The 20,226-nt window shown below is 65.5% G+C and carries 26 protein-coding genes; 14 read left to right on the top strand and 12 right to left on the bottom strand.

The features are described 5' to 3' along the window. The first annotated feature begins 7 nt into the window (after window positions 1–7). The 5 genes from DVK01_RS07780 (at window position 8) to sufU (ending at window position 3,542) form a co-directional block, all read left to right on the top strand. Window positions 8–736: a tetratricopeptide repeat protein gene (locus DVK01_RS07780; protein ID WP_101349112.1), complete on the top strand. Its 729-nt coding sequence runs from the start codon at window positions 8–10 to the stop codon at window positions 734–736. Then, a complete protein-coding gene (locus tag DVK01_RS07775; protein WP_101349111.1) occupies window positions 733–1,023 on the top strand; it encodes a DUF424 domain-containing protein in 291 nt (96 codons plus the stop codon). Before DVK01_RS07780 ends, DVK01_RS07775 begins: the two co-directional genes overlap by 4 nt. Window positions 1,024–1,080: 57 nt before the next feature. Then, a complete protein-coding gene (locus DVK01_RS07770; protein WP_101349110.1) occupies window positions 1,081–1,539 on the top strand; it encodes a hypothetical protein in 459 nt (152 codons plus the stop codon). A gap of 82 nt (window positions 1,540–1,621) precedes the next feature. Continuing rightward, entirely contained in the window at window positions 1,622–2,869 is a 1,248-nt protein-coding gene (locus DVK01_RS07765; RefSeq protein ID WP_121513894.1) for an aminotransferase class V-fold PLP-dependent enzyme, read from the top strand. A 244-nt stretch (window positions 2,870–3,113) separates the two neighbouring features. After that, window positions 3,114–3,542, top strand: coding sequence for a Fe-S cluster assembly sulfur transfer protein SufU (sufU, locus tag DVK01_RS07760; protein WP_101349108.1), 429 nt, complete (start codon window positions 3,114–3,116; stop codon window positions 3,540–3,542). Between the two features lie 166 nt (window positions 3,543–3,708). On the opposite strand, the gene DVK01_RS07755 is transcribed toward sufU, so the two are convergent. Next, window positions 3,709–5,715: a heme-binding protein gene (locus DVK01_RS07755; RefSeq protein ID WP_121536263.1), complete on the bottom strand. Its 2,007-nt coding sequence runs from the start codon at window positions 5,713–5,715 to the stop codon at window positions 3,709–3,711. A gap of 123 nt (window positions 5,716–5,838) precedes the next feature. Between DVK01_RS07755 and DVK01_RS07750 the strand changes: the two genes are divergently transcribed. Both DVK01_RS07750 and DVK01_RS07745 read left to right on the top strand, forming a co-directional pair. Beyond that, a complete protein-coding gene (locus tag DVK01_RS07750) occupies window positions 5,839–6,765 on the top strand; it encodes a S49 family peptidase (RefSeq protein ID WP_121513896.1) in 927 nt (308 codons plus the stop codon). A gap of 1 nt (window position 6,766) precedes the next feature. Next, the gene (locus DVK01_RS07745) at window positions 6,767–7,843 is read left to right on the top strand and encodes a DUF4350 domain-containing protein (protein ID WP_101349105.1); all 1,077 of its coding nucleotides are present in this window, start codon (window positions 6,767–6,769) and stop codon (window positions 7,841–7,843) included. A gap of 66 nt (window positions 7,844–7,909) precedes the next feature. Here the strand turns inward: DVK01_RS07745 and DVK01_RS07740 are convergent, their stop codons facing one another. The 3 genes from DVK01_RS07740 to DVK01_RS07730 form a co-directional block, all read right to left on the bottom strand. After that, window positions 7,910–8,227 (bottom strand): DUF5783 family protein, encoded by a 318-nt coding sequence (locus DVK01_RS07740; RefSeq protein ID WP_101349104.1) that lies wholly within the window; start codon window positions 8,225–8,227, stop codon window positions 7,910–7,912. Window positions 8,228–8,269: 42 nt separating this feature from the next. After that, window positions 8,270–8,503, bottom strand: coding sequence for a hypothetical protein (locus tag DVK01_RS07735; protein WP_121513898.1), 234 nt, complete (start codon window positions 8,501–8,503; stop codon window positions 8,270–8,272). 95 nt (window positions 8,504–8,598) lie between these two features. Further along, window positions 8,599–10,062, bottom strand: a complete 1,464-nt coding sequence (locus DVK01_RS07730; RefSeq protein WP_121536261.1) for a DHH family phosphoesterase — start codon at window positions 10,060–10,062, stop codon at window positions 8,599–8,601. Window positions 10,063–10,301: 239 nt separating this feature from the next. On the opposite strand from DVK01_RS07730, the gene DVK01_RS07725 reads away from it, so the two are divergent. Next, window positions 10,302–11,027 carry a PspA/IM30 family protein gene (locus DVK01_RS07725; protein WP_101349101.1) on the top strand — a complete coding sequence of 242 codons (726 nt, stop codon included), beginning with the start codon at window positions 10,302–10,304 and terminating at the stop codon, window positions 11,025–11,027. 16 nt (window positions 11,028–11,043) lie between these two features. Here the strand turns inward: DVK01_RS07725 and DVK01_RS07720 are convergent, their stop codons facing one another. The 6 genes from DVK01_RS07720 to DVK01_RS07695 form a co-directional block, all read right to left on the bottom strand. Next, entirely contained in the window at window positions 11,044–11,832 is a 789-nt protein-coding gene (locus tag DVK01_RS07720) for a uroporphyrinogen-III synthase (protein WP_121536259.1), read from the bottom strand. Next, on the bottom strand, window positions 11,832–12,593 hold the full coding sequence (gene cobA, locus DVK01_RS07715; RefSeq protein WP_121536257.1) for a uroporphyrinogen-III C-methyltransferase: 762 nt from the start codon (window positions 12,591–12,593) through the stop codon (window positions 11,832–11,834). The genes DVK01_RS07720 and cobA overlap by 1 nt, the downstream gene beginning before the upstream one ends. Then, complete coding sequence (gene hemC / locus DVK01_RS07710; RefSeq protein ID WP_121536255.1) at window positions 12,590–13,744, bottom strand: hydroxymethylbilane synthase; 1,155 nt, start codon at window positions 13,742–13,744, stop codon at window positions 12,590–12,592. The genes cobA and hemC overlap by 4 nt, the downstream gene beginning before the upstream one ends. Before the next feature lie 56 nt (window positions 13,745–13,800). Beyond that, window positions 13,801–14,073, bottom strand: a complete 273-nt coding sequence (locus DVK01_RS07705) for a hypothetical protein (RefSeq protein WP_121536253.1) — start codon at window positions 14,071–14,073, stop codon at window positions 13,801–13,803. A gap of 42 nt (window positions 14,074–14,115) precedes the next feature. Further along, window positions 14,116–14,661, bottom strand: a complete 546-nt coding sequence (locus tag DVK01_RS07700; RefSeq protein ID WP_121536251.1) for a CDP-2,3-bis-(O-geranylgeranyl)-sn-glycerol synthase — start codon at window positions 14,659–14,661, stop codon at window positions 14,116–14,118. 142 nt (window positions 14,662–14,803) lie between these two features. Continuing rightward, window positions 14,804–15,178, bottom strand: coding sequence for an iron-sulfur cluster biogenesis protein NfuA (locus DVK01_RS07695; RefSeq protein ID WP_053966533.1), 375 nt, complete (start codon window positions 15,176–15,178; stop codon window positions 14,804–14,806). Window positions 15,179–15,309: 131 nt separating this feature from the next. On the opposite strand from DVK01_RS07695, the gene DVK01_RS07690 reads away from it, so the two are divergent. Then, window positions 15,310–15,834: a helix-turn-helix domain-containing protein gene (locus DVK01_RS07690; RefSeq protein WP_121536249.1), complete on the top strand. Its 525-nt coding sequence runs from the start codon at window positions 15,310–15,312 to the stop codon at window positions 15,832–15,834. 6 nt (window positions 15,835–15,840) lie between these two features. Here the strand turns inward: DVK01_RS07690 and DVK01_RS07685 are convergent, their stop codons facing one another. Then, a complete protein-coding gene (locus DVK01_RS07685; RefSeq protein ID WP_121536247.1) occupies window positions 15,841–16,314 on the bottom strand; it encodes a DUF6789 family protein in 474 nt (157 codons plus the stop codon). A gap of 148 nt (window positions 16,315–16,462) precedes the next feature. Here DVK01_RS07685 and DVK01_RS07680 point away from each other — a divergent pair, with 148 nt between their 5' ends. Then, entirely contained in the window at window positions 16,463–17,035 is a 573-nt protein-coding gene (locus tag DVK01_RS07680; protein ID WP_101349093.1) for a peroxidase-related enzyme, read from the top strand. Window positions 17,036–17,062: 27 nt separating this feature from the next. Here DVK01_RS07680 and DVK01_RS07675 read toward each other — a convergent pair whose 3' ends face one another. Continuing rightward, the gene (locus DVK01_RS07675; RefSeq protein WP_101349092.1) at window positions 17,063–17,230 is read right to left on the bottom strand and encodes a zinc ribbon domain-containing protein; all 168 of its coding nucleotides are present in this window, start codon (window positions 17,228–17,230) and stop codon (window positions 17,063–17,065) included. A gap of 143 nt (window positions 17,231–17,373) precedes the next feature. Between DVK01_RS07675 and DVK01_RS22165 the strand changes: the two genes are divergently transcribed. The 4 genes from DVK01_RS22165 (at window position 17,374) to ribB (ending at window position 20,125) form a co-directional block, all read left to right on the top strand. Then, window positions 17,374–17,511, top strand: coding sequence for a hypothetical protein (locus DVK01_RS22165; protein WP_199722321.1), 138 nt, complete (start codon window positions 17,374–17,376; stop codon window positions 17,509–17,511). 79 nt (window positions 17,512–17,590) lie between these two features. After that, window positions 17,591–18,571 (top strand): 4-demethylwyosine synthase TYW1, encoded by a 981-nt coding sequence (gene twy1, locus DVK01_RS07670; RefSeq protein ID WP_121536245.1) that lies wholly within the window; start codon window positions 17,591–17,593, stop codon window positions 18,569–18,571. 194 nt (window positions 18,572–18,765) lie between these two features. Continuing rightward, window positions 18,766–19,464: a DUF120 domain-containing protein gene (locus tag DVK01_RS07665; RefSeq protein ID WP_101349090.1), complete on the top strand. Its 699-nt coding sequence runs from the start codon at window positions 18,766–18,768 to the stop codon at window positions 19,462–19,464. After that, entirely contained in the window at window positions 19,451–20,125 is a 675-nt protein-coding gene (gene ribB / locus DVK01_RS07660) for a 3,4-dihydroxy-2-butanone-4-phosphate synthase (protein ID WP_121536243.1), read from the top strand. Before DVK01_RS07665 ends, ribB begins: the two co-directional genes overlap by 14 nt. Window positions 20,126–20,226: the final 101 nt, after the last annotated feature.

The raw sequence follows: 20,226 nt of genomic DNA, 5'->3' as shown, positions 1-20,226 counted from the left end.
AGGAGGCATGACAGACCACGACGACGACCACGCTTTCTCCGAGGGGCAGGGGTTCGACGACCCCTACGAGGGGTTTGACCTCGAACCCCCGGAGTTCGAGGTCGACCCGGACAAGGTCGACCCCGTCGACTCCCGTGTCGTCACTGACCTGCTGGACCAGCGGAACATCTCCTCCGACGCCGTCGACCCCGAGCAGCTGCTCGATGTCGGGCTGGAGTACATGCACATCAACCGTCACGAACAGGCCGCCGAGACGTTCGAGCGCGTCGCCCAGTACACGGACGACGAGCGGCTCAAACAGGAAGCCTGGACGAACAAGGGCGCGGCCCACGCGGAACTCGAGGAGTGGGACGCCGCTATCGGCGCGTACAAGGAAGCCCTCAATTTCGACGAGGAGTCCGATCACGCCGCCACGGCGGAGACGAACCTCGCGTACGCGCTGTGGAAATCGGGCCGCTCCGAGCAGGCGCTCGAACACGCCGAGCGCGCCGTCGAAATCGACCCCCGTTTCGGCGAGGGCTGGTACAACCGCGGCTTCTTCCTGCTCGAACGCGGGCTGGCTGACGAGGCCATCGACGCCTTCGACAACGCGGTCCGACTCGGCTTCCGGAACGCCGACGTGCTCGAAGAGAAGGCCCGCGCCCTCGAAGAGGTCGGCGAGTTCGACCGCGCCGAGGAGCTGGCCGAGGAAGTCGACGAGATGCGCGAGGAGGCCGAACAGCAACTGCTTGAATGATACTCAACGAACGCGACACCGACGAGGGGCTGCTCGTCTCCGTCTGTGACCCCGACATCATGGGCGAAACGTTCGAGAACGGCCCCGTGTCACTCACCGTCAACGAGGAGTTCTACGGCGGCGAAACGGCTACCGAAGACGAAATTGTCGACAGCCTCACCCGGTGTTCGGTCGCCAACATCGTCGGCGACGACGCCGTCAGCGTCGCTGTCGAACACGGCTTCGTCGACGAGGAGAACGTCCTCGATCTGGGTGAGACGCGCCACGCGCAGCTGCTCTGGATGTAGCGCCACCGCACGCCCGACCCCGACAGTCTTTGCACACGCCCGTCGACAGGGGTACGTATGTATTCTCGAGACCACGCCATCGTCTCCGCGGCCGTCGGGGCCGCTGGCGTTGTCGTCCTGCCCCTTTCGCTCCCCTGGTGGGCCGCTGTCGGTTATGCGGTCGTCGTCGGCGTCGCCATCGACGTCGACCACTTCGCCGTGGCTCGACTGGAGAGCGGAGACTGGGCCGCGCTCCGCCGCTGCCTCCGGAATCCAAAGATTGTGCTGCTTGACCAAGACAAAATTTTCGGCCCGCAGGACCTCTGGCCGCTCCAGCGGCTCCTCAGCCACCACCTCATCGGCGGTCTCGCGGTCGGGAGCCTCTGGCTCGTCTCCGAGCCGCTATCGCTGTTTACCGCCCTCGTCCTGTACGCCCACGTCCTCGGGGACCTCGTCTGGGACAACTACCTGCTGGAGACCTACCGGGAACAACACGCGATGGCCGCCACATCCGTGTCCGAGTCTGACTCCGAATAGGGCGAGGAACGGCCGCTACCGGGTGGAAAGAGTTCTAGGTGAACCGAAGGAATGTTGCCTGTTGAGCCCCTGAACAGAAGTAATGGGACACGCTGAATCTGAACTACTGGACGTGGAGCGTATCCGCGAGGACTTCCCCATCCTCCAGCGCGAATTCGGCGGCGAACAAGTGGTGTATCTCGACAACGCAGCCACCACGCAGACGCCCGAACCCGTCGTCGAGACCATCGCTGACTACTACCGGACGACGAACGCCAACGTCCACCGCGGGCTCCACCAACTCAGCCAGGAGGCCAGCGTCGCCTACGAGGACGCCCACGACCGCGTCGCCGAGTTCATCGGCGCGTCGGGCGAGCGCGAGGAAATCGTCTTCACCAAGAACACCACCGAAAGCGAGAACCTCGTCGCCTACGCCTGGGGCCTGAACGAACTCGGCCCCGAGGACGAGGTCGTGCTCACGGAGATGGAACACCACGCCTCGCTGGTCACCTGGCAGCAGATCGCCAAGAAGACCGGCGCGACCTGTCGGTACATCCGCGTCGAGGAGGACGGCACGCTGGACATGGACCACGCCCGCGAACTCATCACCGACGACACCGCGATGGTCAGCGTCGTCCACGTCTCGAACACGCTCGGGACAGTCAACCCCGTCTCAGAACTGGCGGACATCGCCCACGACCATGACGCCTACATCTTCGTCGATGGCGCCCAGTCGGTGCCGAACCGACCGGTCGACGTGGAGGCCATCGACGCCGACTTCCTGGCCTTCTCCGGCCACAAGATGGCCGGTCCGACCGGTATCGGCGTTCTTTACGGAAAAAAGCACATTCTCGAAGAGATGGAGCCGTACCTCTACGGCGGCGAGATGATACAGAAGGTCACCTTCGAGGACGCCACCTGGAACGACCTCCCCTGGAAGTTCGAGGCCGGAACGCCGGTCATCTGCCAGGGCATCGCGCTGGCGGAGGCCTGTGACTACCTCGACGACATCGGCATGGAACGGATTCAGCGCCACGAGGAACAGCTCGCCGAGTACGCGCTGGAACAGCTCCAAGCAGAGGGCGACGTGGAGACGTACGGCCCGCCCGCGGGGACGGCACGGGGTGGTCTGGTCGCGTTCAACCTCGATTCGGTCCACGCCCACGACCTCTCCTCGATTCTCAACGACTCCGCCGTCGCCATCCGCGCCGGCGACCACTGCACCCAGCCGCTCCACGACAAGATGGGTGTCCCGGCGTCTGCGCGTGCGTCCTTCTACATCTACAACACGCGCGAGGAAGTGGATAAATTGGTTGAGGCTATCGACGACGCGCGTCAGCTGTTCGCGTAATCAATCTCTATCGCGCGCCCTCGGCGCGCGGTTTCCCCCGGACGCGAACGAAGTGAGCGTCCGGCCTCTTTCGCCACCGAAGGACTCGCTTTGCTCGTCTTTCGAGCCTTGCTTCGCGCTGCTCAGCAAGACCACGTTTTTCCAGACGTGGTTCGAACGCGCTCGGAGAGCGCGACTCGAACCCGACGCAGAAAAAGGTGGCTCGGAACCCTTTTCCGACTGACAGCCGTATCATAGCTCAATTATGGGTATCGGTGGCTCGGATATGTACCGGCAGCAGATCCTCGATCACTACAAGAACCCCCGGAACTACGGGGAAATCGAGGACCCCACGTTCACCCACGTCGGCGAGAACCCGATGTGCGGCGACGAGATACGGATGGACGTCGTCCTCGACGAAGACGAGGAGACCATCGAGCGGGTCGCCTTCCAGGGCGACGGCTGTGCCATCTCACAGGCCTCCGCGTCGATGCTCTCACAGGAACTGGCTGGGATGGCGGTCGAGGACCTGGAGGCGATGGACCGCGACGACATCACGGAGATGCTCGGCGTCGACATCTCGCCGATGCGGGTGAAATGCGCCGTCCTCGCCGAGAAGGTGGCACAGGACGGCGCGGAGATCTACTTCGGCGAGAAGGACATCGACCGGACGACGACCGAAGACGACGACTAAGACGGGTAGAAACACCGCTGCTATTCTCTTGCCTTTCAGTCCAGGATAGCGCAGGCTATGCCAGGCAACGACTACGACGAGCGACCCGGGTCGAAAACGACGGTGGCGAACTACAGTTCTGGCGGCTTGTCGCCGAGTAGCGGAGAAGTGGACTGACGGCCGGTCGTCAGGCCAGGAACACGTGCCGCGGTCTGTCGGCCAGCACGTCACGGCCCCAGTCGACCGTCTCCGAGAAGTCGTCGGAGCGGAAGAAGGCCATCGCGTCCTCCTGTGAGTCCCACTGGCTGGCGATGAACATGTCGTTCTCGTCGTCGTGGTTGAACAGCAGCGAGGTCTCGCGGTGGCCGTCCATCTCTTCGAGCAGGCCGCCGACCGTGTCGAACTTCTCGACGAAGTCGTCGTGGAACTCGGGCTTGACCGTGTAGAACATCCCCATCGTCCCGAACCCGTCGCCCTCGCCGTGGCGGCCGACGACGCCGGGCAGGTCGGTGAGGTAGTCGCTGGCGGTCTGTGCGGCGTCCTCAGTGTCCCATAGCGATGCGACGGCCGAGAGGTTGCCGTCGGAATCGCCATACACTGTCGTCTGGACGTGGGTGTCGTAGCGGTCGAACGCGCTCCGGAGGTCCGCGACTTCCGCGTCGAGCGTTTCGGCGTCGGCTTCGGAGTACACCACGAGAGCGTACACGTCCTCACCGTGCGGTTGTCCGGCGTAGACGCCCGCCGATTCGAGCGTTTCGCGGATAGACTGCGATGACTCTGCGGTCTGGGCGTCACTGCCGTCCTCGGTCTCTTCGCTTGCGGCCCCTTCGCCGAGGGAGCCGCCGAGCTGTTCGTCAACGCCGTCGATGTCTTTCAGGAACCCGGCTGCCGTCTCGGCGGCGTCTTTCGCCGTCCAGATACTGACAACGTAGGTCTGCCCGCTGTCGGCGCGCACAGCCGTCCGGACGTGGCGGTCGTAGTGGTCGAAGTTACTCTCGAGGTCGGATACGTCGTCGACGATGTCCTCCGCATCGGCCGAGGAATGGAACACCAGCGCGTAGTCGCCGGCGTCATACGCGTCGCCCTCGTGCAGCCCCAGCCGGCCGAGTCGCTGTGCGGCGTCGTCTATCTCTTCGAAGTCGGCCGAAACGTCAGGCCGGCCGCCCGAGCTACTGCCGGAATCCGCGTCCTCGTCGGACGACTCCTCGGCGTGGGGGTGGTCACCTTCGCCGGCGCTTCCGGGATGGGTCCCGCCGTGGCTGTCGGTGTCTCCACCGGCGTGTACCCCCGTCTGTGCACCGCTTGCCGCTGGCTCTTCGCCGTGGCCGTGACTCGCGCCGGTGTCGGTGGGCACATGCTCGTGTTCCGCAACATCCGCCGGCGTCTCCGGAACCGACTCGTCGTCGGTCGGCACCCGCTGGCCAGCCAGAACGGCCGGCAACTCGGACGGGTCGAACTTCCGGCCGACGTAGAAGGGACCAAACTCTGCGAACTGCGAGGTCGAGGGGTCGAAGCGCATCTCGGTCAGCAGTTCTTTGATGTGGCGCATGTCGTCGCTCCAGAGCGTGATGCCCCACTCCCAGTCGTCAAAGCCGATGGAGCCGGCTATCATCTGGCTCACCTCGCTGCCGTAGCCGCGGCCGATATCGCCGTGCCGTTTGATGTGGGCCGCCCGCTCCTCGAAGGACGTGTCGTACCAGTTCTGGTCGGGCTGGCGGCGCTTGCTCATCGGGTAGAAACAGACGAACTCCTCGTCCGGCACGTCGGGATGGAGCCGGGCCTGAATGTACTGGGCCAGCCCGGAGTCGTCGTCCACCTCGCCCTCGAAGTACTCGCGGGACTTCTCGGTGTAGCCCGACGCCTCCGTCACGGAGACGTAGGAGAATTCCTGCTCGGTGAAGGCGGCGAACTCCGTCTGCTCGAAGTGCCGTTCGGCCGCGTCGAGGTCGCCCATCGTCGGCCGCAGGTGGAGGATCATGATGTCGGCCTTGTGGCCCATGACGGTGTACACCGCCGTCTGGCCCTCGTCGGCGTCTTCAACGGCTTCGTAGGCGTCGAGGAAGCCGATACCCTCAGAGAGCGCACGGTCGCGGACTCGCTGGGGGGCCTCGCGCCAGGCGTCCCAGTCGATGCTCCGGCAGTCGTGCAGCGCGTACCAGCCCTCTTCCGTGGCTGGCGGCTTTCGTTGGTCCATAGTCGCCGGTTACAGGTCGATAGTAAGGAAACTTCCCATGTCGTTCCGGGATGGCGACTTCTGGGCCAGCAGTTCAGGCTATGCTTTTATTAGTCCGACGTGACAGCGAATCGATGTTGTCGTATGAACAACCCAATCGATAGACGGGTCGCGACTGCCCTCCAATCATATACGGTACTTGCGGTTATTGCCATTCTCATTGGTGCCGCCGTCGTACCGTATGCGGCGTCGGTCGCCGAGGGTGACGAACAGTACGTCGCTGTAGTGAATATCGACGAAACGATTTCCAGTTCTAGCTCACAGGACACGGTACAGCAGCTCCGTGAACTCCGCAGCAACGAGTCAGTTGAAGCGGTCGTCCTGCGGATATCGAGTCCCGGGGGAAGCGCCGCCTCCAGTGAGTCCATGTATCTGGCCGTCAAGCGGCTCGCAGCGGAGAAGCCGGTGTACACGAGCGTCGACCAGTACGCCGCCTCCGGCGCGTACTACACCGCGGTCCCGAGCGACCGCATCTACGTGACGCCGGCCAGCCTCGTCGGCCACGTCGGCGTCATCGGAACCGCACCGAGTGACGGACTGAGCCCCGCCGCCACTACTGGCCCCGACAAGGCCCATCGAGGGATGACACGGGACCAGTACTACGCCAGCCTCGAGTCGATGAAACGAGCCTTTGTCGGTGCGGTCATGACCGAACGCGGTGACAGGCTCAACGTCTCCCGAGAGACTGTCGCCGAAGCCTCGGCGTATCAGGGCGGTCGCGCGGTCCAGACCGGCTACGCAGATGAAGTCGGCGGACTCGAAGCCGCGATAGCCGGCGCAGCCGACGCTGCTGGCCTCTCGGAGTATCAGGTCGTGTACCACAACCCCGCGGACCCACAGGGGCTGTTCCTCCTCGCCGGCGGGAGTGAAGCCGGTGGGAACGCGACCGTCGTCGCCGAGGGCGCACCGTACACGTTCCGGGGCGTCGACACAGTCCACTTCCTCATGATATACGGCACGCCGGAGAATCAACAGGTCGTCTACAACAGTACCGCACAGGGAGGTGCCTGAAATGTCAGCCGATAGCTCACGTTCGAGTCCAGTCGTCCGAGCAGGGTTTTTTGCTGGGATACTCGTCCTGTCGGTGATTGTCGGCACCGTCGCGATTGGTGGCGGCGCACAATCAGCCCCCGATGTGTCCCAGGTGAACGCCCCGTCGTTCAACAGCGGCGAGTCCGTCGCAACGCCGGCAGACGAGAGCGGTGAACTCTCGATGTCGGCCGACGCGTCCGGGAAGGTCGTCGTTATCGATGTCGCTCACGCCGGTGATATCGACCGCGAAGCGCTCACGCCGCTCGTCTCGACCCTGACCGAGAACGGAGCGACGGTCCGCTACCACGTCGGTGAGCGACAGAGCGGGAGCCCACTCAACGAGTCCCTCCGCTCGGCTGACGCCCTCGTTGTTCTCGGCGCAGAACAGCGCTACACCAAGAGCGAACTGAACGGCCTCTCCGCGTTCAGCGATGCGGGCGGTCGCGTGCTCTTGCTGAACGAGCCGTCACAGGCGAGTCCCGCCGGCTTGGGACTGTTCGGCCCGATTCGGTCGGATAGCGTAACCAAGCCGATGGCCCCACTGGCGAGCCAGTACGGCCTCTCGTACGGGAACGGCTACCTGTACAATATGCACGAGTACGACACGAACTACCAGAACGTCTACGCGACGCCGACGGGCGAGACGGAACTCACCGAAGGCGTCGACCGAGCGGTCTTCTACGCCGCGATCCCCGTTCAGGGCGGTGACACCGCACTCACGACGACGGAACAGACAACGCTCTCGAAGACCCGGCGACAGGACACGTACGGCGTCGTTGCCCGCTCGGGGAACGTCGCCACCGTTGGTGATACGAGCGTGTTCACGCAGGAGTTCCTCTACCGGGCCGACAACGAGCAACTGGTCGGAAATCTGCTTGACTTCCTCGTCACAGGCGAAAAATCACCCGCAGACGCACCGCGGCCCCCAGAATCGGGTAATTCCGGACCTGGCGGCTCGCTCCCCGGTGCTGGAACAGGCAGCGGCGGTGTACTGCCGTCCGAACCGGATGCCACCCCAGCGCCCGACCCGAACGAGACTGTGATGTCCGACGAGTAAGACATCACCACGCGTTTTCGCTGGAAGTACTGGTAGACAGGTACCGCCGAACCGCGGCGACTGCAGTCAGTCGTCGAGATCGAACACGCGGTGCAGTTCGCGCTCGATCTCGTCGAGATATTCGGAAAGCACGGCGTCGAGTTTCTCGTCGTCGACGATGACCGCTGAGAGCCGCTCCGTCGGGTCCTCGGGTAGTTCGACGCTGAACTCGCCGTCATCATAAAACGGCTCCGACTCGTTGAGGATCTGCTGGTCGATAGCGTGGACCAGCTCAGAGTCGTACGTGTCGTTCATCCGCTCGAAGGCGTTCTTGTAGGCCTTCTGGAGCTCCGGGAAGTAGTTCGCGTACTTGTCTTCGAACTTCTCGGGATCGAACTCTGTCATTGCCAGAACGGTACGGGGCTGGGGATAAAGATGGCCCGATGTTCAGCGTTGTATCGTGCGTGCGTCCTTCCGGGGGAGATACATCGTGAGGTACGCGACGAAACAGATGCCGAAGATGCCACCGATGACGAGAAAGACGCGGATGTCCAGTCCGGCAATAGCTGCGATAATCTCCTGTAGCGTCGTCCGCGGGTTCGCAAACCCGAAGGTCTCAGTGTAAGCCAGCAGGCCGGCAACGACGACGAGCACGAGATCGAACAGGTCCCGAGAGTCCATCGTGGGGTGTTCGGAGAAGCGGACGTATAGCTTTTATTGCTGATACTGGTGACAGCGTCGTCAGTTTCACTACCGCGCGGTTTGATGCGTTTCGATTACGACACTTGGTTAGTGATAATCTCGTCGGCGGCCTCGATAAACGCCGACTCCTCCCCGGCCGGGATGGTCGCGCCCGCCGCGATGTCGTGCCCGCCCCCGTCACCACCGACGGACTGAGCGGCGTCGCGCATCACGACCGACAGGTCGACGCCCCGGCCCACCAGCGGGCCGGTCGCCCGAGATGACACTTTCGTCTCGTCTTCGTCAGTACTGGCAAACGCGATAATCGGCTTGTCCGAGTCGACGCCGTCGGTCCCCAGCGCCATCCCGGCGACGATGCCGACGATAGTCTCGCGGATAGCGTCGCCGGCGTCGAACCACTGGACCGAGCCGGCCTGCGTGACGCCACGCTCCTTGACGAGCGTGAGTCCCTCCGAGAGGTTCCGGCGGTGGTTCGACAGCAGCGTCCGCGCCCGTTCAAGTGGCGCATCGCGCTCGCCGAGACAGACCGCCAGTCCCACGTCTGCCCGCTCGTAGCGGGCCGTGGCGTTCAGGAGCGTCGAGAACTCGCTTGCGTCCCGGAGTTCCGTCCCGCGCGGCTCCGTGGTCAGCGTGTAGGTCGTGCCGATGAGCGTCTCGATCTTGTCTGCCGGGACGCCGCGCTCGACGGCACGCTGGACCAGCCCACTGGCGACAGTCTGGCGTTCGTCGTCAGAAAGGTCTGCCCACGTCCGCCAGTCACCGTCGGTCTTCAGGTCAACCCCGAGCCCCTCCAGGAACCGGGTCGCGCCGGCCTGGTCGTTCGAGATGCCCGGTATCGGCACTTCGGTGGCGTATTCGAGCAGTTTCGGCAGCGGACGGGTCTGTTTGCCGTACAGCGAGAGGTCGGTTCCCTCTTCGAGGACGCCGGCGTCGACCCCCTCCTCGACGAGGCCGGCGTTGGCTCCGACGAGTTCGCCGCCGACGGCCTGCATGTCCCCGACCGCGCCGACGACCGCGAGCGCGGCGAGGTCGCGGTTGTCGGTGTCGTCGGCCGCGAGCGCGCGGGCGAGGACGTACGTCGCGCCAGCACCGGAAAGCTCCGACGCGCCGTCGATGCCTTCCAGCAGCGGATTGAGGTGGGTCTCGAAGTCGGCGTAGCCGTCGGTGTCGACCACGGCGTCGGGGTGGCAGTCCGCCGGGTCCGACGGCTGGTGGTGGTCGGCGACGACCGCCTCGAAGTCGCCCGCGGCGACGTGCTCGGAGATGACGTCGAGCTGGCCCGAGCCGAAGTCGGTGAACAGGACAGTGTCGTACTCGCGGACCGCGATGCTCTCGATTTCGGCCGCGTCGAGTTGCTTCTTGAACACGGTCTCGACGGAGATACCGGCCCGCGATAGCGCCGCGGTGGCGATGGCGGCGCTGGTCAGCCCGTCGGCGTCGATGTGGGACGCGAGCAGGACGCGCTCGGCCGCCCGGAGTCGGTCGGCACAGGCGGCCGCGCGATCAGCGAGCGCCGGAACGGGGCCGGTCGTAGTCATCGTACCGGAGATTGGTGCGCTCCGGGATAAAAACGTTCAGACGTGCGGTCGCTCGGTGGGGGCCGGCGCGACGGTCGAATCGCCGCGACTGTCTCCCGATTTCGCCGCGCAGTCGCGTATCGCACCGGGTGGCACCCTGTTATTATAACGGTGTCAATCATACGAGAGGACATGCACGCTGTCACAGCCGAGCCACGGTCGGGACCGATTCGAGCCGCAGGCGGTCGGGAGCGGGCGCGATGAGCCTGCTCCGGCGGTTCGCGTTCGCGGTCCGGGCCAAGCTCAACGCCCTGCTCAACCGCACGTCGGACCCGGCGGCGGAACTGGACTACTCCTACGAACAGATGCGGGACGAACTACAGGACGTGACCCGCGGCATCGCTGACGTGACGACCCAGAAGAAACGCCTGGAGATACACCGCCAGCGGCTGCGGTCCAACGTCGAGAAACACGACACGCAGGCCCGGGCCGCCCTGCAGGAGAGCCGTGAGGACCTCGCACGCCGGGCACTGGAAAAAAAGCAGGTCAACGTCAGCCAGATTTCGGAGCTGTCGGGACAGATAGACGACCTGCAGGAAACACAGGACCGGCTAGTCGGCAAGCGGGCCGAGCTCAGTAGCCAGATAGAGCAGTTCCGCACGAAGAAAGAGACCATGAAGGCCCGCTATCAGGCCGCCGAGGCGTCGGCGCGGGTCTCGGAGGCCTTTACCGGCGCTGGCGATACGATGGCCGACGTCCACCGCTCCATAGAGCGCGCGACGGAGCGCACCGAGCAGATGGAGGCCCGCGCGGCCGCGCTGGAGGAACTCGAAGCGAGCGGCGACCTCGAATCCGTCCTCGACGAGGGCGACTCCATCGACCAGGAACTCGACCGACTCTCCAGCGAGCGGGCCGTCGAGAACGAACTGGCGACGCTCCGGACCGAGGTTGAGAGCCGAGAGGCCACCAGAGAAGCGGCGGAGTGAGCCGCACGCGGTCACGTTACTCGTGGTGTGTCGGAGCGGCCGCCTCGACGGTCTCGCAGGTCAGCGCCTCGAAATCGGCCTGCTCGGGGACGACGTCGACGGCGATGCCGGCGGCCTCGGCCGTCTCCCGCGTCGGCTCACCGATTGCGCCGACGGTCGCCTCGTTCAGTCCGTCGACGGCGGCCTCGCGGACCCCGCGCTCGGCGGCCGCATCGAGGAAGTGTTCGACGGTGAGCGAGGAGGTAAACAGCGCCGCGTCGAGGTCACCGCTTGCTGCCAGCTCCGTGGACTCGCCCGATTCGGGCGGCCGGACAAGCCGGTAGAGGACGGTCTCGTGGACGTACGCGCCGGCCGCCTCCAGCCCGTCGGTCAACACCGCCGAGCCGTGGTCCGACCGGGCGACTTCGACCCGCGCGCCGTCCACCGCTCCGGCCAGCGTCTCGACCAGCCCCGTCGAGGAGTACTCGACGGGGATGATGTCGACGCCATAGCCAGCCTCGTGGAGCGCCGCGGCGGTCGACTCGCCGATGGCACACACCGTCGCTTCGCCGGAGTCCCAGCCGGCTTCGGCGGCGAGTTCGACGCCGGTCTTGCTGGTCAGGACGACGTAGTCGGCGTCGGTGCGCGGCGTGACCGGGCCGTCGTCGCCGTCACCGTCGATGTCGCCGGCCGCCGCTGGTTCGACCGCCAGCATCGGGTCCGGAACCGGGTCAGCACCGAGCGATTCGATGAGTTCGACCGCGTCGTCGAGGCGGTCATCGGCCGGGCGAAACGCGGCCACGCGGAGGCGCGGTTCCTCGCGCATCAGTACCCCTCCAGGAACTCCACCACCCGCTCGCGCTCGCCGGCCACCTCGCCGATGACGGTGATGGCGGGCGGTTCGATGCCGGCCTCGTCACGGACCGAGACGATACTGTCGAGCGTCCCGGTGGCGACCTGCTGGTCGGGCCAGGTCGCGCGTTCGACCAGCGCGACGGGCGTGTCGGGGTCCATGCCAGCCTCGCGCAGGGCCTCGGTGTACTGGGGCAGTTTGCCGACGCCCATCAGGACGACCAGCGTGCCGCCGGTCGCGGCCAGCGCATCCCAGTTGACAGCGGATTCGTCCTTCGTGGGGTCCTCGTGGCCGGTGACGAAGGAGACTGAGGAGGTGTAGTCCCGGTGCGTGACCGGGATGCCGGCGGCCTCGGGGCCGGCGATGGCGCTCGTGATGCCGGGGACGACCTCGACCGGGATGTCGTTCTCCACGAGGTGGGCCAGTTCCTCGCCGCCGCGGCCAAAGACCGTCGGGTCGCCGCCCTTCAGTCGGACAACGGTGTTTCCCTCCTCTGCAAGTTCGACCAGTCGGGCGTTGGTGTACTCCTGCGGTGTCCACTCGCCGCCGGCGCGTTTGCCCACGTCTTCGCGCTTCTCCTCGGGAATCATCCCGATGATTTCGGGGCCGGGGAGCTTGTCGTGCAACACCACGTCGGCTTCCTCCAGCAGGCGTTTTGCCTTGACCGTCAGCAGGTCCGGGTCGCCGGGACCGGAGCCAACGAGGTACACTTTGCCGGGTGCAGCGTCCGTCATTCCTCGTCGTCCTCCCGCGCCGTTGAAGCGTCATCGTCCGCGCCCGTCGAGTCCCGCTTGGCCTCGGCGATGAGGTCGTCAGCGCCCTGTTCGGCGAGTTCCGCTGCGAGGTCCTGTGCCGCGTCGATGTGGTACTCAGCCGGGATGTCACGGCCGACCGACACCTCCTCTGTGCCGTCCTGTGAGAGGACGCGAACTCGTGTGTGGATGACTCCGCCCTCCAGGTGGGCGTGGATACCGATTGGCGCGACACAGCCACCGCCGAGTTCTTCGAGAATCGTCCGCTCGACGGTCGTCTCGACGCGCGTCTGGGGGTCGTCCAGTCGGTCCTTGATGTCCAGCGCGAGGTCGCCGTCGACGGCGGTTACCGCCAGCGCGCCCTGGCCCGGAGCCGGCACGAACCGGTCGGGGTCGAGGTCTGACATCCCGACGTAGCGCGTGAGGCCGGCCCGGTGGAGCCCCGCCTTCGCCAGCACGATGGCGTCGTATTCGGTGTCCGGGTCCCGCTCCATCGCCCGCCGTTCGAATTCAGTGAGGTCGTCGAACCACTCCTCGACCGTGCGGTCGTAGGGGTGTTCTTCTTCCTCGTCGGTGTCGGGATCGCCGGCGTTGCCCTTCCGCTCCTGTTCGGCCTCGTGGCGCTCCTGATGTTCCTGCTGGAGCGACGGGGCCAGCAGTTTGGCGATGCGCGTGTCGACGTTGCCCCGGAGCGGCTCGACGGTGAGGTCCTCGCGCTCGGCGAGCAACTGCGCCTTGCGTCGCAGGCTCGACGTGCCGACGGTCGCACCCTCCGGCAGGTCATCGAGCGAGCGGCCGTCGGGCGTCACCAGTACGTCTTCGGCAGCGGCCCGCTCGGGGACCGCCGCGACGACGAGGCGGTCGGGGCGTTCGGTGGGCATGTCCTTCATCGAGTGGACCGCCGCGTCGAGTTCGCCCTCCAGTACCTTCTCGTCGAGGCTGCGGACGAACGCGCCGGTCTTGCCGAGCCGGTGGATGAGTTCGTCCCGTATCTGGTCGCCCGTCGTCTCCACCTCGACGAGTTCGACCGACAGCCGGCGACTGCTCAGCGAATCCCGAACCGTCGCCGCCTGCCGCAACGCGAGGTCCGAGCCCCGCGTCGCCAGTTGCAGTGTCTCCCCGCGTGTTGTCATACCCGACACTCCACGGTCTGCGCGTAAAAACGCACTTCTTCGTCAGTTCGGTGGGGTTAGGCAGTCCGCTCGGTGAGGACCGTCTCAGTGAGGAACTGCGAGACGAATCCCGCGAGGAACGTCGTCAGGCCGCCGGCGACGAGGGCGAAGTCAATCAGTCTGTTGAGCGTGTGAACGGGGCCGACGCTTACTGTGAGGGCGACGTACGCGTGCAGAAGGACGTACATGACCGGCAGGAAAATCGCGGTACAGAGCAGACCGGCGGCCGTCGCGCGTCGGACGGTCGGCGGGGCGCGGCTGACGACTGGGAGGGAATTGGTCAGGGCCATCACGAGTGACGTCGTGCGCTGGCACGTAGGTCTACGGGTCGCCTACCACGGCTCGTTTTTCAGCCCGAGCAGGTAGGCGATGCCGTTGGTGACGACGTGTAACACCGGCGTCGCGACGACGACGACGACGAGCACCGGGAGGGGAAACGTCTCGGTGAACCACGACGGGGCGACCACGAAGGCACAGAGCAACGCCCCGACGACGAAATCCAGCTGGTCTAAGCCGGGGAACGCGGCCCCGCGTTCCCGGCCCGTGCGGCGCTTGAGGAAGGACGCGCCGATGTCCCCGAGCATCGCGCCGAAGGCGAGGCCCAGTCCCGCGCGGAACGGAAACGCCGGCAGGTCCGTTCCCAGCGCGGCGCTCACGGCGGGCCCGACCTGAGTGAGGCCGAGCGCGAGGGCCGTTCCCGCGGCGGTGCCGACGAGCGTCCCGCGCCAAGTCTTGCCGTCGCCCAGCACTCGCCGCCCGCTCCACGTTCGGCCACCGTCTATCGGTCTGCCGCCGCCGGCGAGCACCGCGGCGTTGTTCGGGATGTACGCCGGCAACATCGCCCACAGCGCCCAGACGACTGTGTCGACCGTCTCCATATCCCCGCCGTCTGCCCCCGTCGTCTTAATCTGTGTGACTCGCTGCTGTGCGGGTGGTGACAGTAGACACAGACCCGGTGTAGACACGGGCGTGCCTACACCCGTTGCTAGCCACGAATCTAAAAAAGATCGAGAACTGGCCTCAGAACGGCGCTTCGGGGCCTTCGTCGTCGTCGCCGCCGACGTCGCCGCCGCGGGACTCGCCGGGGAAGGAGGGGCTCATGCCGCCGCTGCCGCCGGACATCCCTTCCTGCTGTTCCATTCCGGTCCGGGCGGTGACCTCGTTTATCTCCGGGATTTCCTTGGTCATGCGCGTCTTGATGGCCTGGATGGTCATCGGCGAGATGCCACAGCCGGAACAGGCGCCGCCGAGGCGGATGGTGACGCTGCCTTCCTCGCGGTCGATTTCCTCGATGGCCGCGCTCCCGCCGTGCATCTGGATCTGGGGGAAGTTGCGGCGCAGGAAGTTCGTGATTCGCTCGCGCAGGTCGTTGGCGTCCTCTGTGTCAGTGCTCATAGTGACTCGTATTCGGTCCCGGGAGGGCTTAGACCTTTGGACTAACATCTCTCTCACGGGGGCGAACTCACGGCCCGCAGTTACCCCGACCATACCTGAACTTTCTATCGGCGGGGCGAGTACCCCGTCGTATGACACCACCCGCCGACGGACCGCGGCTGTTCGAATGTGAGACCTGCGGCGGCGTCGGCATCGGCGACAACCGCCCGGAGTGCTGTGACGGGCCGATGGAGACGGTCGAGACGGCGGAGGCGGCGGTAGCCGAGCCGTCGCTTGAGACCCTGCTGCGGACGGTCTTCGACATGTCCGGCACCGAACTGGACGTCTGCCTCTGCGTGATGGAAGGCGGGGAACTGACCGTGGCGGAGTTGGCCGAGCAGATAGGCTACGACCGCAGCGTCGTCGCGCGCCACCTCAACCACCTCGCCGAGTTCGGCGTCGTCGAGAAGCGCCGCCGAATCAGGCCCTCGGGCGGGCACGTGTACGTCTACACGCCACAACCGCCCGAAGTCGTACGGGAGCGGCTCCGCGGGGAATTTCTGGCGTGGGTTCGGCTGGCCACCGCGGAGTTGAGCGACCTGCAACGCGAGAAGGTCGAGGCGATAGCCGACGCCGGGACCGACGAGCGCCAGTGGACCGTGTTCCAGGAGGAGTAGGGCCGGTCAGAGCCGGTCGGCGGTCGCGGCGTAGACGACGGCGAGGACGGCCCCGTAGACGACGTGCCACAGCAGCGACGGCGGGGCGAAGTTCGGGAACGGCGGCGATGCCGGCGAGCCGACCACACTGAGCCAGACCGGCATCACGAGCGCGGCGAAGGCCGCCCACGTGACGACGCCCCAGCCGACGCCGAGTCCGAACAGTTGCCCGGACGTATCCAGGTCAAGGGCACTCGCAAGCCCCGCGAAGGCCACGCCCAGTACGGCCCCGTGGGAGAGGTGGACGACGAGCCCGGCCCCCGGGCTCGGCGGCGGCGCGAGCCCGTACAGGGACGGGATTGCGACGGCGAGCGTCGGCGGATTCATCACCAGTATCAGCGCCCCCATGACTGCGCTCCCGGCGACGCCGCCGAGCACGCCCGCTTTCCAGTTGCCGGTCCCGAAATCGTACGTTCGCGTCGTTTCCGTAGTCGTTGACATGCATCTGACTCGTCGTGTCGTCTGACAAAAGAGCCAGCGTGGCTGTTCGACCTTGTGCCACGGCCCCGCAAGAGCTATACACCAGCTCTCACCGGCCATGGCCTGACAGGCAACTAACTTTCAAGCCGAGGCCGGACGGACAGGTGGTATGGCAGACTCCGATACAGTGATGAGACGGTTCGATACCCCGGACATCGACGACCTCCCCGAAGACCTGCAGGACCGCATCAAGGAGGAGACCGACCGCGCCGGCTTCACACCGAACATCTTCCCAGCGATGGCGTACCGTCCCTCGCATTTCCGGGCCTTTTTTGCGTACCACGACGCACTGGTCGAGGAGACTGAGCTGGAACGCGAGGAAGTCGAGATGATAATCGTCGCCGTCAGCGGCGTCAACGACTGCCTCTACTGTATCGTCGCCCACGGTGCGCTCCTGCGGATTTACGCCGACGCGCCCAAGCTCGCCGAACAGGTTGCCGCAAACCACCGGACAGCCGATATCAACGAGACCCACAGGGCGATGCTCGACTTCGCAGTGAAACTGACTGAGTCGCCCGCCCGCATCGAGGACGCGGACCTCGAACGGCTGGCGGAACACGGCTACAGCCGCCGCGCCATCTGGGACATCGGCAGCGTCGCCGCCTTTTTCAACCTCTCAAACCGGCTGGCACAGCTCGCCGACATCCGCCCGAACGACGACTTCTACGACCTGGGCCGCTGACGCGGCCGGTCCGTTTGACACCCGGCCTCACGCCGCTTCCGCGGGCTGTACCGACCCAGCGCCGCACTCCGGACAGGTCAGGTCCTCGACCGTCGCCGCACGCTGTGCGAACTCGGTCCCGCAGTCATCACAGCGGAACCTGTAGTGTCGACCTCCGGAGCCAAACAGCTCGGAGACCGTGTCAATTACACCCATACTAGTACACTCAACATCGAACCCCCAAAATCTTCCGGCTGAAGTACATTTCCGGTGCAGTTTGATACATATAGCATCCATCGCAGCGCGTATCTATACACCTAGTAGTTCTTGTCTTGCGTATCAGGGGCATCCACAGATGTATGAGCGAAACACTCTATCTGATGCAGAAAGACAGCGAAACGCGAATCGAAGTTGACGACGATGGCTACGACCGGATCATCGAAAATGGCAACGTCGTCGGCCACCACATGAGCAACCCCATCGTCAAACTGACATAAGCGCACCGCGGTCCCGAAGCATCGCTGCTGACGCGCAACATCCGGGAGTTTTTGCCGCTGGCTGTTGAATCAGTGTCCAATGAGTGACGCCGACGGCGGTCCCAAGCAGGTCTCGGACCCGGCCTACCACAGCGAGAACCACACGGCCGCCCAGACCTGCGGCTGGACCAAAAACGCCCTGCGTGGGGAGGGGAAGTGTTACAAGTACATCTTCTACGGCATCGAGTCCCACCGCTGCATTCAGATGACGCCGGTGGTGAAATGCAACGAGCGGTGCGTGTTCTGCTGGCGCGACCACGCCGGCCACGCCTACGAACTCGGCGACGTGGAATGGGACGACCCCGCGGCGGTCGCCGACGCCTCCGTGGAACTCCAGCGGAAACTGCTGTCGGGCTTTGGCGGCAACGACGAAGTCCCGCGCGAGGTGTTCGAACAGGCAATGGAGCCGCGCCACGTCGCTATTTCCTTGGACGGCGAACCGACTCTCTACCCGCACCTGCCGGAACTCATCGAGGAGTTCCACGACCGCGACATCACCACGTTCCTCGTCTCGAACGGGACCAACACGGAGATGCTGGAGCGGTGTGACCCGACCCAGCTGTACGTCTCTGTCGACGCCGCCGACCGCCGGACGTTCGATTCGACGGTGCAAGCCATGGAGGACGACGCCTGGGATTCGCTCATCGACACGCTGGACGTGCTGGCCGAGAAAGGCGACACCCGCACCGTCATCCGGACGACGCTTGTCAAGGGCCACAACATGCACCACCCCGAGTGGTACGCGGCGATGTGCGACCGGGCCGACGCGGACTTCGTCGAGATGAAGGCGTACATGCACGTCGGCCACTCGCGGGGCCGCCTCGACCGGGACTCGATGCCCGACCACAGCGAGGTCCGCGAGTTCACGCGAGAGATGAGTGAGTACCTCCCCGACCACGACGTACTGAAAGAGGTCGAAGACTCCCGCGTGGCGATGCTCGCCGAGGACGAGAACACGTGGGTCCCGAAACTGGAGAAGTCGAGCGAGTTCTGGGAGCGGGACGCACTCGTGGAGTACTGACTGTATCGCAAACGAGACAGCGTCATCACAACAGTGTGATAGATTTGAACGTGTTAGACGGCAGTTTAAGTTGTGTCCGGCCCAAACAGTGGTACGCTCCCGTTACCAACGCCGAAATAGTTTCTAGCCGTTCCAAAAGTGGGATGCATTCCACCTTCGGTATGCTTATCCGGCACGACTCCCTACGTCGGCGTATGGCTGAATCAACGGGACAGGGCGTCGGTCGGGACGAGCTGGCGACGCTGAAACTGCTCGCCCTCGACGGCGCGCTCGACGAGCCGACGAAAGTGTCCTGTGCCGACCTCGGGGACCGGCTGGACGCGTCGAACCAGACCGCCTCGCGGCGGCTCCAGCGACTCGAAGACGCCGGCTTTCTCTCTCGGGACATGGTCAGCGACGGACAGGAGGTGGAGCTGACCGGCGACGGCGAGCGCCGCCTCCAGTCGGAGTACGCCGACTACCGGCGCATCTTCGAGGCCGACGCCAGCGTCGACCTGACTGGGGTCGTCACCTCGGGGATGGGGGAGGGACGACACTACATCACGCTGCCGGGCTACATGGAGCAGTTCATCGAGCGGCTGGGGTACGAGCCGTTCGCGGGCACGCTCAACCTCGAACTCACGGCCGAGAGCGTCCGCAAGCGGGCGCGGATGAGCGCCATCGAGCCGGTCACCATCGAGGGCTGGGAGGACGACGAGCGGACGTACGGCCCCGCGTACTGCTACCCCGCCTCGATAGAGGGCAGCGACGGCGAGTACGAGCCGGCCCACGTCATCGCGCCCGAGCGGACCCACCACGGCGAGGAGCAACTCGAAGTCATCGCGCCCGAGAAGCTCCGCGAGGTGCTGGAACTGGCCGACGGTGACGAGGTGATAGTCCATGTCTCGGAGTGAGGACGCCGCCGTCGACGCCGACAGCGTGGCTGACGCCGTCGCTGCCTTCGCCCGCGGCGAGCCAGTGCTGATCCACGACGCCGCCGACCGCGAAGGCGAGACCGACCTCGTCTACCCGGCCGGGGCCGTCAGCCCCAAGGCCGTCGCCCGGATGCGCAACGACGCCGGCGGCCTCGTCTGTGTTGCCCTCTCCGACCGCGTCGCCGACGCGCTCGAACTGCCGTTCATGCAGGAGGTGCTCGACCACCCGACAGCGGCCGACCACGACCTCGCTTACGACGAGCGCTCCTCGTTTTCGCTGACGGTGAACCACCGCGACACCTTCACCGGCATCACGGACGAGGACCGCTCGCTGACGATTCAGGAACTGGCCGCCGCCGCGACGGACCCCGACCCCGAGGCCTTCAGCGATGCCTTCCGGTCACCGGGCCACGTTCACCTTCTCCGGGCGGCCCCCAATGGCCTCTCTGACCGCGAGGGCCACACCGAACTCGCGCTCGAACTCGCCGACGCGGCCGACCTGCCGGAGGCCGCCGTCGTCTGTGAGATGCTGGACGACGAGACGGGTGCAGCGTTGCCCCCGGCAGCGGCGCGGGCTTACGCCGACCGGGAGGGGCTGGTCTACGTCGAGGGTGCGAGCCTGCTAGAGCGGTTCGACTGACGGCAACGGAGATCTGTCTCGGCAGTAATTGACCGAAAAGGCGTGTACTGGCCTCTGTTGTAGAGATACGCGATGTCTGACCCAGATTTATATCAGTGGCA

It is taken from the genome of Haloarcula sp. Atlit-120R (assembly GCF_003665885.1).
Classification (GTDB): Archaea; Halobacteriota; Halobacteria; order Halobacteriales; family Haloarculaceae; genus Haloarcula; species Haloarcula taiwanensis.
This window is presented reverse-complemented; position numbering and strand designations above follow the sequence as displayed.